This is a genomic window from Streptomyces phaeolivaceus (assembly GCF_009184865.1).
Taxonomy (GTDB): domain Bacteria; phylum Actinomycetota; class Actinomycetes; order Streptomycetales; family Streptomycetaceae; genus Streptomyces; species Streptomyces phaeolivaceus.
The window spans coordinates 4,736,331-4,751,312 of the sequence record NZ_CP045096.1; the positions used below are offsets into that span (position 1 = coordinate 4,736,331).

Below are 14,982 nucleotides of genomic sequence, written 5' to 3' on the forward strand. Positions count from 1 at the left end.
CTCCGGTCAGCTTTCCACGCCCCGAAGGACAGTACTCACAGCCTGAGATGACTGACGATGCCGAATAATCAACGTTCCACCCATGAGCAACCAGCATCAGACGTTCGCTGATGAACTGGCCTCTGACCTCACCCCGGAGGGATCAGTGAGAAGTGCTCCTTAGAAAGGAGGTGATCCAGCCGCACCTTCCGGTACGGCTACCTTGTTACGACTTCGTCCCAATCGCCAGTCCCACCTTCGACAGCTCCCTCCCACAAGGGGTTGGGCCACCGGCTTCGGGTGTTACCGACTTTCGTGACGTGACGGGCGGTGTGTACAAGGCCCGGGAACGTATTCACCGCAGCAATGCTGATCTGCGATTACTAGCAACTCCGACTTCATGGGGTCGAGTTGCAGACCCCAATCCGAACTGAGACAGGCTTTTTGAGATTCGCTCCGCCTCACGGCTTCGCAGCTCATTGTACCTGCCATTGTAGCACGTGTGCAGCCCAAGACATAAGGGGCATGATGACTTGACGTCGTCCCCACCTTCCTCCGAGTTGACCCCGGCAGTCTCCTGTGAGTCCCCATCACCCCGAAGGGCATGCTGGCAACACAGAACAAGGGTTGCGCTCGTTGCGGGACTTAACCCAACATCTCACGACACGAGCTGACGACAGCCATGCACCACCTGTACACCGACCACAAGGGGGCGACCATCTCTGGCCGTTTCCGGTGTATGTCAAGCCTTGGTAAGGTTCTTCGCGTTGCGTCGAATTAAGCCACATGCTCCGCTGCTTGTGCGGGCCCCCGTCAATTCCTTTGAGTTTTAGCCTTGCGGCCGTACTCCCCAGGCGGGGAACTTAATGCGTTAGCTGCGGCACCGACGACGTGGAATGTCGCCAACACCTAGTTCCCACCGTTTACGGCGTGGACTACCAGGGTATCTAATCCTGTTCGCTCCCCACGCTTTCGCTCCTCAGCGTCAGTAATGGCCCAGAGATCCGCCTTCGCCACCGGTGTTCCTCCTGATATCTGCGCATTTCACCGCTACACCAGGAATTCCGATCTCCCCTACCACACTCTAGTCTGCCCGTATCGAATGCAGACCCGGGGTTAAGCCCCGGGCTTTCACATCCGACGCGACAGACCGCCTACGAGCTCTTTACGCCCAATAATTCCGGACAACGCTCGCGCCCTACGTATTACCGCGGCTGCTGGCACGTAGTTAGCCGGCGCTTCTTCTGCAGGTACCGTCACTTTCGCTTCTTCCCTGCTGAAAGAGGTTTACAACCCGAAGGCCGTCATCCCTCACGCGGCGTCGCTGCATCAGGCTTTCGCCCATTGTGCAATATTCCCCACTGCTGCCTCCCGTAGGAGTCTGGGCCGTGTCTCAGTCCCAGTGTGGCCGGTCGCCCTCTCAGGCCGGCTACCCGTCGTCGCCTTGGTGAGCCGTTACCTCACCAACAAGCTGATAGGCCGCGGGCTCATCCTTCACCGCCGGAGCTTTCAACTCCCTGCCAGGAGGCAGAAAGTATTATCCGGTATTAGACCCCGTTTCCAGGGCTTGTCCCAGAGTGAAGGGCAGATTGCCCACGTGTTACTCACCCGTTCGCCACTAATCCCCACCGAAGTGGTTCATCGTTCGACTTGCATGTGTTAAGCACGCCGCCAGCGTTCGTCCTGAGCCAGGATCAAACTCTCCGTGAATGTTTACCCGTAATCGGGTGCACACATCACGAGAGCGGAACCACCGGAGGAATGATCCGATGGTTCACAGCGTCCTCGCTGTGTTTTCTTCAAAGGAACCTCGTCCCAGCAGAAGCTGGAGACGGGGTATCAACATATCTGGCGTTGATTTTTGGCACGCTGTTGAGTTCTCAAGGAACGGACGCTTCCTTCGTACTCACCCAAGTTGTTACTCAGGCTTTCCTCCGGGCAGTTTCCCTTCGGTCCTGCTGTGTTGCTGTCTTGCGTTTCCGACTCTATCAGATCGTTTTCCGGTCCGATTTCCTCGGTGCTTTCCAGGTTTCCGCTTCCGCGTTTCCCTTTCCGGCGGTTCCGACTCTATCAGATCCTTTCGGGCCTGATTCCCAGTCAGCGGGAGTTGCCTTCGCGGCTGTTGGGCCGTTCCGACGTCCCAAACCTTAGCGGATCCACTCGGCAGTTCCCAATCGGGCTGTCGAACCCAAATCGAATTGAATACGGGCACACCGAATTCATCCCGAGTGGGAGATCGTGCTGGTTGGTTTGGTTGCCGCTCGAAGCGGCGGAGGTGCTGTCGCAGAACCGTTAAGGCTCCGTGGCAACCCGGAGAACTTTACGGATCGCGGGGTGGACTGTCAAGCGTCCCCATGGCGGCCCACGGTCAAACCTCGGGCGCCCCTCAACCGTACGGCCTCAGTCGAGGTCGGTGAGACGGCCGCCGGCGTCCGGCTGGGCGTGCTCGACGCGGCGGAGGAGGCGCGTCAAGACCTCGCCCAGGACCGTGCGTTCCAGCGGGGAGAGGTCCTGGAGGAGGTCCTCCTCGAAGACCGAGGCGAGGCGCATGGCCTCCAGCCACTTCTCGCGGCCCTCCGGGTTCAGCTCGACGATGACGCGTACGCGGTTGGTCTCGTCGCGCTCCCTCGTCACCAGGCCCTCGGCGACCATGCGGTCGATGCGGTGGGTCATGGCGGCCGGCGTGAGGCCGAGCCGCTTCGCGAGTTCGCTCGGGCCCATGCGGTACGGGGCGCCGGAGAGGACGAGGGCCTTGAGGACCTCCCACTCGGCATTGCTGATGCCGAGCGCCGAGGTCTGGCGGCCGTAGGCGACGTTCATACGGCGGTTGAGGCGGGAGAGGGCCGAGACGATCTTCTCGACCTGGGGGTCGAGGTCCTGGAACTCGCGCTGGTAGGCGGCGATCTGCTCTTCGAGTGTCGGCTCGGCGCTGTCGGCGGTGCCTGGGGTGTCGCCCATGGGGCGAAGTATGGCACGACGCCGCTTGGCATCGAAGTCCTTCGGCATGTACTGTTTAGGTTCTAAGTTTTAGCTTCGAAGTCTTCACTGCTAACGGTTGACTGTTCCAGTCGGTCACCGAGCGAACCAGTGGGCTTCCCTTACCTAGGCAGGTGAACGTGACCAGGGGGTTGGGCGCAGCGATGCGCCGGATTCATGTGGGTAACGCGCTCGGCGCGTTCGGACTCGGCTTCACCGTCCCGTATCTGTACGTCTATGTGGCGCAGGTGCGGGATCTCGGTGCGACGACGGCGGGGCTGGTGCTGGCGGTCTTCGCCGTGGCCGCGCTGGTGGTGCTGCCCTTCGCCGGGCGGGCCATAGTCCGGCGCGGACCGCTTCCGGTGCTGCTCACCGCCCTGGCCACCGCCGCCGTCGGATCGCTGAGCCTGGGGCTGGCCTCCACCGCGACGACCGTGCTGTTGTCGGCGGTGGCGCTCGGGGCGGGACAGGCCGTGACGCAGCCGGCGCTCGCGACGATGATCGTCGACTGTTCGACCGCAGAGAACCGGTCTCGGGCCTTCGCCACGCAGTTCTTCCTGCAGAACCTCGGGCTCGGGATCGGCGGACTGATAGGCGGGCATCTCGTCGACGCCTCGCGCGCGGGCTCCTTCGTTCTCCTGTTCTCCATACAGGCGGCGATGTTCCTGCTGCTGGTGGGTGTGATGGCGACCGTGCGGATGCCCCGGGCGCCGAAGGTCGAAGGGGTGCCGAGCGCGGCGGCGGCCAAGGGGAGCTGGAAGCAGCTGCTCGGCAATCGGGCCATGGTGCAGCTGTGTGTGCTGGGGTTCGTGCTGTTCTTCGCCTGCTACGGGCAGTTCGAGTCGGGGCTCAGTGCGTACGGGGTCGAGGCGGCCGGCATATCGACGTCCGCGCTCGGTACGGCGCTGGCCGCGAACACCGCGGTGATCGTGGTGGCGCAGTTCGCGGTGCTGCGGTTCGTGGAGCGGCGCCGGCGGTCGCGGGTGATCGCCGCCGTGGGGCTGATCTGGGCCGTGGCGTGGGCCGTGGCCGGGTTCGCCGGGCTGGGGCAGACGAGCGAGACCATGGCGACCGCGGCGTTCGTGTCGACGTACGCGCTGTTCGGGCTCGGGGAGGCGATGCTGTCGCCGACCGTCGCGCCGTTGGTGGCCGATCTGGCGCCGGTGGGGATGGCGGGGCAGTACAACTCCGCGTTCGCCCTGGTGAAGCAGCTTGCGTTGGCGGTCGGGCCGGCGGTGGGTGGGCCGATGGGGGCGTCGTTGCACGCGCCGTACATCGTGACGTTCCTGCTCTTCTCACTGGGGATCGTGGTGTTGGCGGTGCGGCTCGGGCGGCGGCTCAGTGAGGTGCAGGATCACCCGGCGTTGGTGAGGAGTCGGGTGGTGGCTCGGGGTGGGGCTGCGTCTCGCCCCGGAGTGGTGCGGGCGTGAGACGGGCTGCGGCCTGAAAAGCATGGGGCGCAGCCCCTGCTTCTCAGGGGCGCGGGGAACTGCGCGAGAAGCCCCACGCACCCGCACCCGCACCCGCACCCGCACCCGACAACGCACCCACCCCCTCCTACCCCTACGTCGTCCGGCCAGGCAGGGCGAACTCGCACCAGACCGCCTTGCCCCCGCCCGGAGCCCGGCGGCTGCCCCAGTTGGAGGCGATCGTGGCGATGATGGCGATCCCTCGACCGGACTCGTCGGCGGGGTCGGCCCGGCGGCGGCGAGGCAGGTGGTCGTTGCCGTCGGTGACCTCGACGATCAGACGGCGGTCGGTGCGGCGCAGCCGCAGCCGCATGGGCGGGGTGCCGTGCTGCAGGGAGTTGGCGACGAGTTCGCTGGCGGCCAGGACGCCCAGATCGTGGAGTTCCGGGGAGAAGCGCCAGCTGGACAGGACGCCGGAGGCGAAGGCGCGGGCGCGGGGGGCCGCTTCCACGCCGCCGAGGAGTTCCAGGGCGGCGTTGCGGAACAGTTCGCTGTCGGGGCCGACACGGGCCGGGTGCTGGAGGACCAGGACGGCCACGTCGTCGTCGTGGTCGGCGGTGACGCCCGTGGAGCGGACCAGGCGGTCGCAGACGACCTGCGGGGTGCCCGTGGCGCCGGACAGGGCGCGTTCCAGCGCGGCGATGCCCTCGTCCAGGTCCTCGTTGCGGCGCTCCACGAGGCCGTCGGTGTAGAAGACGGCCGTGGAGCCGGGGCCGAGGGCGATCGAGCCGGAGGCGTGGGTCCAGCCGCCGGTGCCGAGCGGGGGGCCGGTCGGTTCGTCGGCGCGCAGGACCGTACCGCTCTCGTCCCGGACGAGGATGGGGAGATGGCCTGCGGAGGCGTAGACGAGGCGGCCCTCGTTGGGGTCGTGGACGGCGTAGGCGCAGGTGGCGATCTGGTTGGGGTCGATCTCCGTCGCCAGGCCGTCCAGCAGCTGGAGCACCTCGTGCGGAGGCAGGTCGAGGCGGGCGTAGGCACGGACGGCCGTGCGGAGCTGGCCCATGACGGCGGCGGCGCGGACACCGCGGCCCATGACGTCGCCGATGACGAGGGCGGTGCGCCCGCCGCCGAGGGTGATGACGTCGTACCAGTCGCCGCCGACGGCGGTCTCGGTGCCGCCGGGGTGGTAGACGGCGGCGATGCGCAGGTCGTCGGGCTGTTCCAGTTCCTGGGGGAGCAGGGAGCGCTGGAGGGTGACGGCGGTCTCGCGCTGGCGGCGCTCGCTGGCGCGGAGGCGTTCGGCGGCCTCGGCGTGGTCGGTGACGTCGGCGGCGAAGATCAGCACGCCGCCGCTCCCACCGCTCTGCTCCGCGTCAGGTCCGTCGGGTACGTCGACGGGGGTGCAGGTGATCGTGTAGCTGCGCCCGCCGGCGGCCTTGCGGGACTTGACCGTGCGGGGTCTGGAGCTGCGCAGGACCTGGTCGAGGAGCGGGAGGAGGCCGAGGTCGTCCAGCTCGGGCAGGGCCTCGCGGGCGGGTTCGCCGAGGGGGCGGACGCCGAAGGCCGCGACATAGGCGTCGTTGACGTAGGCGGTGCGGTGGTCGGAGCCGTGGACGAGGGCGACGAGGGCCGGGATGCGGTCGAGGATCTCGCGGGTCGGGAGGTCGTCGACAGCGGGCACGGTCGGTGGTTCGTCAGGGGGGTCGTCGGTCTGCCGCTCGGCACGGGCCGCGGGCACGGAGCCGTCCCCCCGCCGGTCCTGGGTGACCGTGTGTTCGGTCCGCGCTGCGGCGCGGCGCTGCGTACCGGGGAGCCGGGCGCTCCAGCGCGTGAAGTTCACCGAATCCTTGCCTCGTGCCTCGTGCCTCGTGTGGTCGTCTGTGGCCGGCTCCGGATCCAGCCGATGACCCGGGGGGTTGCCCCGGGTACGGCGGTGGGGGACGCCTGGTCGTGGGTGGGTGTGGGCGAGGGGGTGGCCCCGCCCGAGATCATGGATCACGTCGCGGACCAGTCTGGCCGACCGGACCGACATCCGTCAGACGTCGGCCTGAACGGTGGAGTTCCTGGATCCGGTCAGGACGACCCCTTCGGGTTCTCAGGAGGCTTTCCACCGGCCGCGAGTTCGAACTCCGCACGGGGATGTTCGAGTGATCCGAGCGAGACGATCTCCCGTTTGAAGAGCCCGGACAGCGTCCATTCGGCGAGGACGCGGGCCTTGCGGTTGAAGGTCGGCACCCGGCTCAGGTGGTAGACGCGGTGCATGAACCAGGCGGGGTAGCCCCGCAGTTTCCGCCCGTAGACATGGGCGACGCCCTTGTGCAGGCCCAGGGAGGCGACCGAGCCGACGTACTTGTGCGAGTACGTCTCCAGGGGCTCGCCGCGCAGGGAGCGGGTGATGTTGTCGCCGAGGGTGCGGGCCTGGCGTACGGCGTGCTGGGCGTTGGGGGCGGTCTCCTTGCCGGGTTCGGCGGTGACGTCGGGGACGGCGGCGGCGTCACCGGCGGCCCAGGCGTGCGCGACGCCCTCCACGGTCAGCTCGGCGGTGCACTTCAGCCGGCCGCGCTCGTTCAGCGGGAGGTCGGTGGCGGCGAGGACCGGGTGCGGTTTGACCCCGGCCGTCCAGACGACCGTACGGGTCGGGAAGCGGGCCCCGTCGCTGAGGACGGCGACGCGGTCGGCGCACGATTCGAGGCGGGTGTGCAGCCGTACGTCGATGTTGCGGCGGCGCAGCTGGGTGACCGTGTAGCGGCCCATCTCCTCGCCGACCTCGGGGAGGATGCGGTCGGAGGCCTCCACGAGGATCCACTTCATGTCCTCGGGCTCCACGTTGTGGTAGTACCGCGCGGTGTAGCGGGCCATGTCCTCCAGCTCGCCGAGCGCCTCCACGCCTGCGTAGCCGCCGCCCACGAAGACGAAGGTCAGGGCGGCGTCGCGGATCGCGGGGTCGCGGGTGGAGGAGGCGATGTCCATCTGTTCGATGACATGGTTGCGCAGGCCGATGGCCTCTTCGACGGTCTTGAAGCCGATGGCGTGCTCCGCGAGGCCCGGGATGGGCAGGGTCCGCGAGACCGAGCCGGGGGCGAGCACCAGTTCGTCGTACGTCAGCTGCTCGGGCTCCGTGCCCTCCTCCTCGTTGGCGAGGGTGGTGAGGGTCGCGATGCGTTTGGCGTGGTTGATCGCGGTGGCCTCGCCGATGACGACCTTGCACCGGTCGAGGACGCGGCGCAGCGGCACGACGACATGGCGGGGCGAGATGGAGCCCGCCGCCGCTTCCGGAAGGAAGGGCTGATACGTCATATAGGGGTCGGGGGACACGACGACGATCTCGACGTCACCGCGTCCCAGTTCCGGTTTCAGCTGTCGTTGCAGGCGCAGCGCTGTGTACAGCCCGACGTATCCGCCGCCGACGATGAGGATGCGCATCGGTTCCTTCACCATCCCATGACGCACCTTGCTCGTTGGTTTGTCCACAGGCCCGGCAATTTGTGTGACCGGTCGCCGTGGGGGCGCGGGGTTGGCCGATTTACCGGCGTGAGCGGCAGGTGCGCAGGTCAGATGGTGTGAGACCGGTAGCAGCAGGGGGCGCAAACCGGACGTAAACCGCCCGTACTCCGATCGAGGGTCGCTCCGTGCGGAACGTGCCCCTTCTGAATTGACTCCCTCTCAACTATGTTCGTGTGTCGACGGGGTGTAGGGGGGATGCGTTCAAGAGGTTCGGTCGGGTTCGGGATCGGGATGGTGGATTCCGGGTTCGGGTCCGGATTCCGGGTGGTCCGCGACGGGCGGATCGGTCCGGGGGCCGGGTCGGGTCTCCGACGAAGGTGATCGGTGACCGCCGAGGACCTTGGACGCTCGTTCCGCCGCTCCGGCTTCCGATGACGGGGAGAGTCTCCGGGGGGAGACGTCATTACCGGGGGAACACGTATGCATATTCAGGAGTCTCATTGGTCGTCCGCGTCCACGATCGCACCCGGTGGTGCGATCGGCTCGGCGGGCGGCAACGGACGCGGTGACGGAGTGCGGTCCACTCCGCTCCGCGTGGACGCACAGCGCAACCTCGAACACGTGCTGCGCGCGGCACGCGAGGTCTTCGGCGAGCTGGGTTACGGCGCGCCGATGGAGGACGTGGCCCGCCGCGCGCGGGTCGGTGTCGGCACGGTGTACCGGCGCTTCCCGAGCAAGGACGTCCTGGTCCGCCGGATAGCCGAGGAGGAGACGTCCCGGCTCACCGAACAGGCCAGGGTGGCGCTCGGGCAGGAGGAGGACCCGTGGCAGGCGCTGTCGCGGTTCCTTCGCACGTCGGTGGCCTCGGGTGCCGGGCGGCTGCTGCCGCCGCAGGTGCTGCGGGTCGGGGTCGCGGACGACGCGGCCGGTGCCGACGGGATCGGCGCGATCGTCGTGGACGAGGCGCGGGTGCCGCAGCAGCGGGTGCAGCCGACTGCCGAGCTTCGGCTGGTGTCGGCGGATTCGGGTGCGGGTGTCGTCTCCGGTGCCGGTGGTCTCGGTGGGCCGGTGGACGACGCCGGGGCTTCGGCGCTGCTCGAGGTCGTGGGGCAGTTGGTGGAGCGGGCCCGAGCCGCGGGTGAGCTGCGGCAGGACGTGACCGTGGCGGATGTGTTGCTCGTGATCGCCACGGGGGCGCCGGCGTTGCCGGACGCGGCGCAGCAGGCTGCCGCGTCGGCTCGGCTGCTGGACATTCTGTTGGAGGGGCTGCGGTCTCGGCCTGCCTGATGGTGGGTGGGTGAGGGTTCGGTCTCTCCGGGGCGGTGTGGGGTGGGTTTTTCGCCCCCGCCGCCCTTACCCGTTCCCATCCCCAGGGGCGCCGCCCCTTCGACCCCGAGGGGGTGCGTGGTCGGGTGCGGGTGGGCGGGGCTTCTCGCGCAGTTCCCCGCGCCCCTGAAGAATGCGCAGTTCCCCGCGCCCCTTGCGGGGCGTGGTTTCGTGATCGGGTTACTCGTTCGAGTGAACGTGTGGTTCGCGGTCTGGGAAGTGCGCTCGGACGAGTGGTATGCCCGTAGTGCTGGGGGCTGAACAAAAGCCAATATGGCACTCTGCCCTGGTGTTCGGGACTGGGTCGGCTGGCGGCGGGGGCTTCCGCGATGGGTGTTGACGGGCGGGACGAGTCGAAGTCGGAGGCGGCGGCCGAGGCGGATCCTCAGGTGCCCAGTCAAGGGAGGCGTGGGGTTCCGGCGCAGTGGGACCGGTTCGACTCCGGGGTGCTGCCGCCGCGTGAGCCCGCCGACGCCGATCTGATCGCCTGGATGCGGTCGGGGGACGACTCGGCGTACGAGGAGCTGTTCCGGCGTCACGCGGAGGCCGTACGCCGGTACGCGCGCACCTGTTGCCGGGACGCCCACACCGCCGACGATCTGACGGCCGAGGTCTTCGCCCGGATGCTGCAGGCGGTACGGGGCGGCTCCGGGCCGGAGCACGCCGTACGGGCCTATCTGCTCACGTCCGTACGACGGGTCGCGGCGACCTGGACGAGTTCCGCGAAGCGGGAGCAGCTGGTCGACGACTTCGCGGTGTTCGCGGCGCAGGCGTCGCGCGGGGCCGAGGTGTCGGACACCGACACCCTCGATCTCGGCGCGGAGGTGCGGGCGATGCACGAGGCCGAGCAGTCGATGGCGATGCGGGCGTTCCGTTCGCTGCCGGAGCGCTGGCAGGCCGTGCTGTGGCACACGGAGGTCGAGGACGAGTCGCCGAGTGATGTCGCGACCTTGTTCGGGCTGGACGCCAATGGGACCCGGGTGCTCGCCAGCCGGGCCCGGGAGGGGCTCAAGCAGGCGTATCTGCAGGCCCATGTGAGCGCCGCGCTCGCCGGGAACTCGGCGGAGTGCGGGCGGTACGCCGACCGGCTCGGCGCGTACGCCCGGGGCGGGCTGCGGACGCGGGCCGAGCGGGGGCTGCGCGCGCATCTGGAGGAGTGCGCGGCGTGCCGGCTGGCCGCCGGGCAGATCAAGGAGGTCGCGAGCGGGATCCCCGCCGTCGTACCGGTCGCGGTCATCGGGTGGTTCGGCGCGGCCGGGTACGCGAAGGTGGCCGCGCTCGTCGCCGGGGGCGCGGGCGCCGGGGCGGCGGGAGCCGCAGCGGCGGCCGGGGGCTTCGGTGGCGCGGGCGCGGGCGGTGGGGCCGCCGCGGAGGGGCTCGGGGCGCCGGCGAAGGTCGGCATCGCGGTGAGTGTGGCCGGGATGGTCGCCGCGGCGGTGGCGCTCGCGCTGGCGAACGACGAGGTGAAGCCCAAGGAGCCGTCGGCCGGACCGTCCGCCTCGCGGCCCGTCGAGGCCGCGCCGCAGCCGTCGGCGCCGCCGGAGGAGCCCGCGCCGGGTGCGCCCGCGCTGGTGATGCCGGTGTCCAAGGCGTCGTCGGCGCCGAAGCCGTCACCCTCACCGTCCCGGGCCGTGCGACCGGCTCCGTCGGTGAAGCCGACCCCGACCCCCACTCCCAAACCCACGCCCAAGCCCAAGCCCAGGCCGACACCGACTCCCGCGCCGCCGAAGCCGTCCCCCACACCGACGCCCCCTCCCCCGCCCGCGCCACCGGCCGTCTACCAGTGGAACGCGCTGCGGTACGGCGCCTTCGGCGACGGCACCGAGCCCGAGATGCGGCTCGGGGAGAGCAGCTGGGTCTGGCAGCGGTACGGGGTGTCGATCGCCGGGAAGCGGTACGCGAACGGGGTGACCGTGCACGGCCGCTCCTCCGTGACCATCGACCTCAACCGCCGGTGCGGCTCGTACGACGCGCTCGTCGGCGTCGACGACATGACGCACGGCCTCGGCGAGGTGTTCTTCTCCGTCTACGGCGACGGGGTCCGGCTGTGGAAGTCCGGGCTGGTGCGGGGCGGGGATCCGGCGGTGCCGGTGCGGGTGGATCTCGGCGGCCGGGAGACGGTACGGCTGGTCGTCGAGCCGCACGGCCCCGGCGGGCTGCCGGTGCTGGCGGACTGGGCGGACTCCCGGTTCAGCTGTGAGTGAGGGGTCAGGGGCCGGGGGCCTTCCCGGGCTTCCCGGGGATCGTCAGCGCGTTTGACAGGTCGGACAAGGCGTCGGACGGGGTGTAGGCCGCGCCCAGGGCCTGTTCGGTCGTGTAGCGGGTGGGGCCCAGGGCGGTGAGGGCGGCGGTCTCCGCGCGCTCGGCGTCGTGCTGGGCGGGGAGCGGGAGCGGGCGGGGGTGTTCGCCGCGCCAGGCGGTGCCGGCGGCGAGGAGGCGTACCGCGCGGGGGTGGTCGCCGAGGCCGGACAGTACGGTCGCGGCGCTGTCGGCCATGGCCGCCGTGACGGTCTCGGCGCACTGGTTGTCCACGGCGGTACGGAAGGCCTCGGTCAGTCTGCGCAGACCCGCCTCCGGGCCGGACTCGGCGGTCGTGAGGAGGCCGTCGACCAGGTCCAGGAACGCCCGGTGCTGCGGCGGGGGCGTCCCCCGGAGGGTCTCCTCGGCGGACATCGTCCACAGCTCGCGGGCGTGGGCGGTCTCGCCGTCGACCAGCTCCATGTGGGCGCGCAGGAGCCAGACGAACGCGCGGGAGTCCGGGGCGCCGAAACGTTCGGCCGCCGCCGTGGCCTCGTCCAGCGCGGTCAGGGCGGACTCACGGTCGCCCAGGCGGTAGGCGATCTCGCCGAGGCGGGCGATCAGGAACGGGGCCTCCGCGTTCGCGCCCACCTCGTACGCCAGGCGCAGGGCCTCCTCGTACTCGCCCCTGGCCTCGGTGAAACCGCCACGGGTCATCGCGGCCTCGCCGGCCGCGCTGCGCACTTGGGCGCGCATCCAGCGGTCGCCCACCCGGTCGGCGATCGTGCGGAGTTCGGCGAGGTCGTCCTCGACGCCGCGCATGTTGCCGGAGGAGTCGACGAGCATGTGGGTGCGGAGCATCAGGGTGAAGCCGACCTCCCAGTCACCGCCGTACGCACGGCAGTTGGCGACCGCCTCGTCCATGAGCGCGCGGATGTCGACCGAGACCGCGCCGTCCAGGATGTACGCGGTCAGCGGCCAGACCAGGCCCGGGAAGCGGGCGGCGGCCGGGCCGGTGTGGCCGGACTCCTGCTTCAGCCGTGCCACGTACGCGCGGGCCTTCGGGTCGTCCGGTACGCCGATGGGGCCCGACTCGGCGGCCAGGGCGAGATGGAGGAGGCGCAGGGCGACGCGCCGGCTGTGGCGGGGGTGCCGGGAGGGGGCGGGGTCGGCGAGGAACGCGGCGATGTGGTCGGGGGACGAGGGCGGTGTCGTGCCGGCGCCGTCCGGGGTCGTGGTCAGGTCCAGGATCCGGTCGACCCAATGGGTGCCCTCGTGGCGGAAGTTGCGCAGCCACCAGAACCAGCCCGCGGCGAGGGCGAGCGCGGTGCCGGCCGGTTCGTCGGCGGCGGTGACCGCCCGGTGGAGGGCGGCCCGGAGGTTGTCGAGGTCCGTCTCCAGGCGGTGGATCCAGGGGAGTTGGTCGGCCGAGCGGAGAAGGGGGTCGGCCTCGGTGAGGAGGCCCAGGATCCAGGTGTGGTGGCGGTGTTCGGCCGCCGCGCGGAGCGCGGGCGTCTCGGCGGCGCGTTCCGTGGCGTACTCGTGGATCGTCTCCAGCATGCGGTAGCGCATGACGCGGGTGTCGTGCAGGGAGGGCGCGGCGACGATCAGGGACTTGTCGACGAGGGCGCCGAGGAGGTCGGCGGTCGATCCCGGTCCGGAGCCGGGCACGGGGCCGGGACCGGGACCGGGGCCGGGGCCGGGGCCGGGACCGGGACCGGGACCGGGGCCGGGGCCGGGGCCGGGGCCGGGGCCGGGGCCGGGACCGGGACCGGATTCCTGTTCCGTGCAGACGTGTTCCGTGCAGACGTGTTCCGCCGCTTCCAGGTCCCAGCCGCCGGCGAAGACCGAGACCTGGCGGAGGAGGGCGCGTTCGGGATCGTCGAGGAGGTCCCAGGACCAGTCGACGACCGCGCGGAGGGTCTGTTGGCGGGGGAGGGCCGTGCGGCTGCCCGAGGTGAGAAGTCGGAAGCGGTCGTCCAGGCGGTCGGCGATCTGGCGTGGGGTGAGCAGGCGCAGCCGGGCGGCGGCCAGTTCGATGGCCAGCGGAAGGCCGTCGAGGCGGTGGCAGATCTCCGCCACCGCCTCGGGGTCGGCGCGCAGGACGGCGTCCGCGTCGGGGCGTACGGACGCGGCGCGCTCCGCGAGAAGGCGTTGGGCCGGGGCCGGAAGGAGCGGCTCCACCGGGCGTACGGACTCGCCGGGCACGCCCAGGGGTTCGCGGCTGGTGGCGAGGATCGTGAGGCCGGGGCAGTGGGTGAGGAGCGTCTCGGCCAGCTCGGCGGCGGCGCCGATCACATGTTCGCAGTTGTCGAGGACCAGGAGCAGGGTCCGGCGGGCGCAGTGCTCCACGAGCAGGGTGAGCGGGTCGTCCTGCGGGGGCGTCAGGTCGTACGAGAGATGCGGGTCGTGGGTGATCAGCGCGGTCTCGCGCAGGCCCAGGGCGCTGAGCACCGCGCCCGGTACCGCCTCCGGGCTGTCGAGCGGGGCCAGTTCGGCCAGCCAGGCCTCGGGGTGGCCGGTGGCGGCCTCCTCGGCCAGGCGGGTCTTCCCGGAGCCGCCCGGTCCGGTGAGGGTGACCAGACGGGAGCCGCCCAGGTCGGCACGGATCGCTTCGAGTTCGGGTTCCCGGCCGACGAAGGACGTCAGGCGGTGCCGGAGGTTGCCGGTTCGGGAGAGGGAGGGGGAGGGGGATGGGGATGGGGAGGGGGAGGGGGAGGGAGCGGCGGGAGGAGTGGGGGTGGGGGTGGGCGCGGGTTCCGGGTTCTGGGGGGTGAGCAGGGTGCGGTGGAGGGTCCTCAGGTCCGTGGACGGGTCCGTGCCCAGGGATTCGCGGAGGGTGCGGCGCAGCTGCTCGTAGGCCGTCAGGGCTTCCGCCGTGCGGCCCGTCGCGTGCAGGGCCCGGACCAGGAGGGCGTGCAGGGGCTCGTCGTGGGGGTGCGCGGCGGTCAGTTCGCGGAGTTCCGGTACGACGTCGGGGGCGCGGCCGAGTCGTAGGTCCGCGTCGATACGGGTGCGGAGGGCCTCCGTGCGCAGGGCCTCCGGGCGGGTGGCGGCGGTGCGGTCGGGGAGGTCGGCGAGGGCGGGGCCGCGCCAGAGGGTGAGGGCCTCGCGGAGGGTGGTGGCGGCGGTCGCGGGGTCGTCGTGGCCGAGGGCGTTCTTGGCTTCGCCGACCAGGCGTTCGAAGGTGTGCAGGTCCACGGCGGTGGGGGTGGTGGCCAGGCGGTAGCCGCCGGGTTCCGAGGTGATGGCGGGTCTGCCGAGGGCGCGGCGGAGGCGGGCGACCAGGGCCTGGAGGGCGGCGGGGGCGTCCTCGGGTGGGGTGTCCGGCCAGATCTCGTCGATGAGGGTGGGGGTGGGGACGGGGTGGTTCGGGCGGAGGGCCAGGGCGGTGAGGAGGGCGCGTAGGCGGGGGCCGGGGAGGGGGATGGGGGTGCCGTGGTCGTCCTCCGCGTGGGTTGTTCCCAGGATCTTGTACCGCACCGGGTCATTCTCGCCTTGTCCGTCGGGGGTGGGAGGGGATTTCGCCCCCGCCGCCCCTACCCGTCCCGTCCTCCAGGGGCTGTGCTCCTTCGCCCCCCTTCGGCGCCCCTCGGGGCCCTTCTTCTGG

7 protein-coding genes and 1 rRNA gene are annotated in these 14,982 nt (G+C 70.5%); 3 read left to right on the forward strand and 5 right to left on the reverse strand.

What is annotated here, in order from left to right; all coding sequences use genetic code 11:
* Positions 1–163 precede the first annotated feature (163 nt).
* Both F9278_RS22270 and F9278_RS22280 read right to left on the reverse strand, forming a co-directional pair.
* Positions 164–1,689 (reverse strand): 16S ribosomal RNA (locus tag F9278_RS22270).
* Between the two features lie 690 nt (positions 1,690–2,379).
* Positions 2,380–2,937, reverse strand: coding sequence for a MarR family winged helix-turn-helix transcriptional regulator (locus F9278_RS22280; protein ID WP_152169922.1), 558 nt, complete (start codon positions 2,935–2,937; stop codon positions 2,380–2,382).
* A gap of 182 nt (positions 2,938–3,119) precedes the next feature.
* Here F9278_RS22280 and F9278_RS22285 point away from each other — a divergent pair, with 182 nt between their 5' ends.
* Positions 3,120–4,385 (forward strand): MFS transporter, encoded by a 1,266-nt coding sequence (locus tag F9278_RS22285; RefSeq protein WP_226966858.1) that lies wholly within the window; start codon positions 3,120–3,122, stop codon positions 4,383–4,385.
* 133 nt (positions 4,386–4,518) lie between these two features.
* On the opposite strand, the gene F9278_RS22290 is transcribed toward F9278_RS22285, so the two are convergent.
* Both F9278_RS22290 and F9278_RS22295 read right to left on the reverse strand, forming a co-directional pair.
* Positions 4,519–6,204 carry an ATP-binding SpoIIE family protein phosphatase gene (locus F9278_RS22290; RefSeq protein WP_152169923.1) on the reverse strand — a complete coding sequence of 562 codons (1,686 nt, stop codon included), beginning with the start codon at positions 6,202–6,204 and terminating at the stop codon, positions 4,519–4,521.
* 233 nt (positions 6,205–6,437) lie between these two features.
* Positions 6,438–7,802 carry an NAD(P)/FAD-dependent oxidoreductase gene (locus F9278_RS22295; protein WP_152169924.1) on the reverse strand — a complete coding sequence of 455 codons (1,365 nt, stop codon included), beginning with the start codon at positions 7,800–7,802 and terminating at the stop codon, positions 6,438–6,440.
* A gap of 486 nt (positions 7,803–8,288) precedes the next feature.
* Between F9278_RS22295 and F9278_RS22300 the strand changes: the two genes are divergently transcribed.
* Positions 8,289–9,095, forward strand: a complete 807-nt coding sequence (locus F9278_RS22300) for a TetR/AcrR family transcriptional regulator (RefSeq protein ID WP_152169925.1) — start codon at positions 8,289–8,291, stop codon at positions 9,093–9,095.
* Between the two features lie 368 nt (positions 9,096–9,463).
* The gene (locus F9278_RS22305; protein ID WP_152169926.1) at positions 9,464–11,338 is read left to right on the forward strand and encodes a sigma-70 family RNA polymerase sigma factor; all 1,875 of its coding nucleotides are present in this window, start codon (positions 9,464–9,466) and stop codon (positions 11,336–11,338) included.
* Positions 11,339–11,342: 4 nt separating this feature from the next.
* Here the strand turns inward: F9278_RS22305 and F9278_RS22310 are convergent, their stop codons facing one another.
* The gene (locus F9278_RS22310) at positions 11,343–14,855 is read right to left on the reverse strand and encodes a BTAD domain-containing putative transcriptional regulator (RefSeq protein ID WP_152169927.1); all 3,513 of its coding nucleotides are present in this window, start codon (positions 14,853–14,855) and stop codon (positions 11,343–11,345) included.
* Positions 14,856–14,982: the final 127 nt, after the last annotated feature.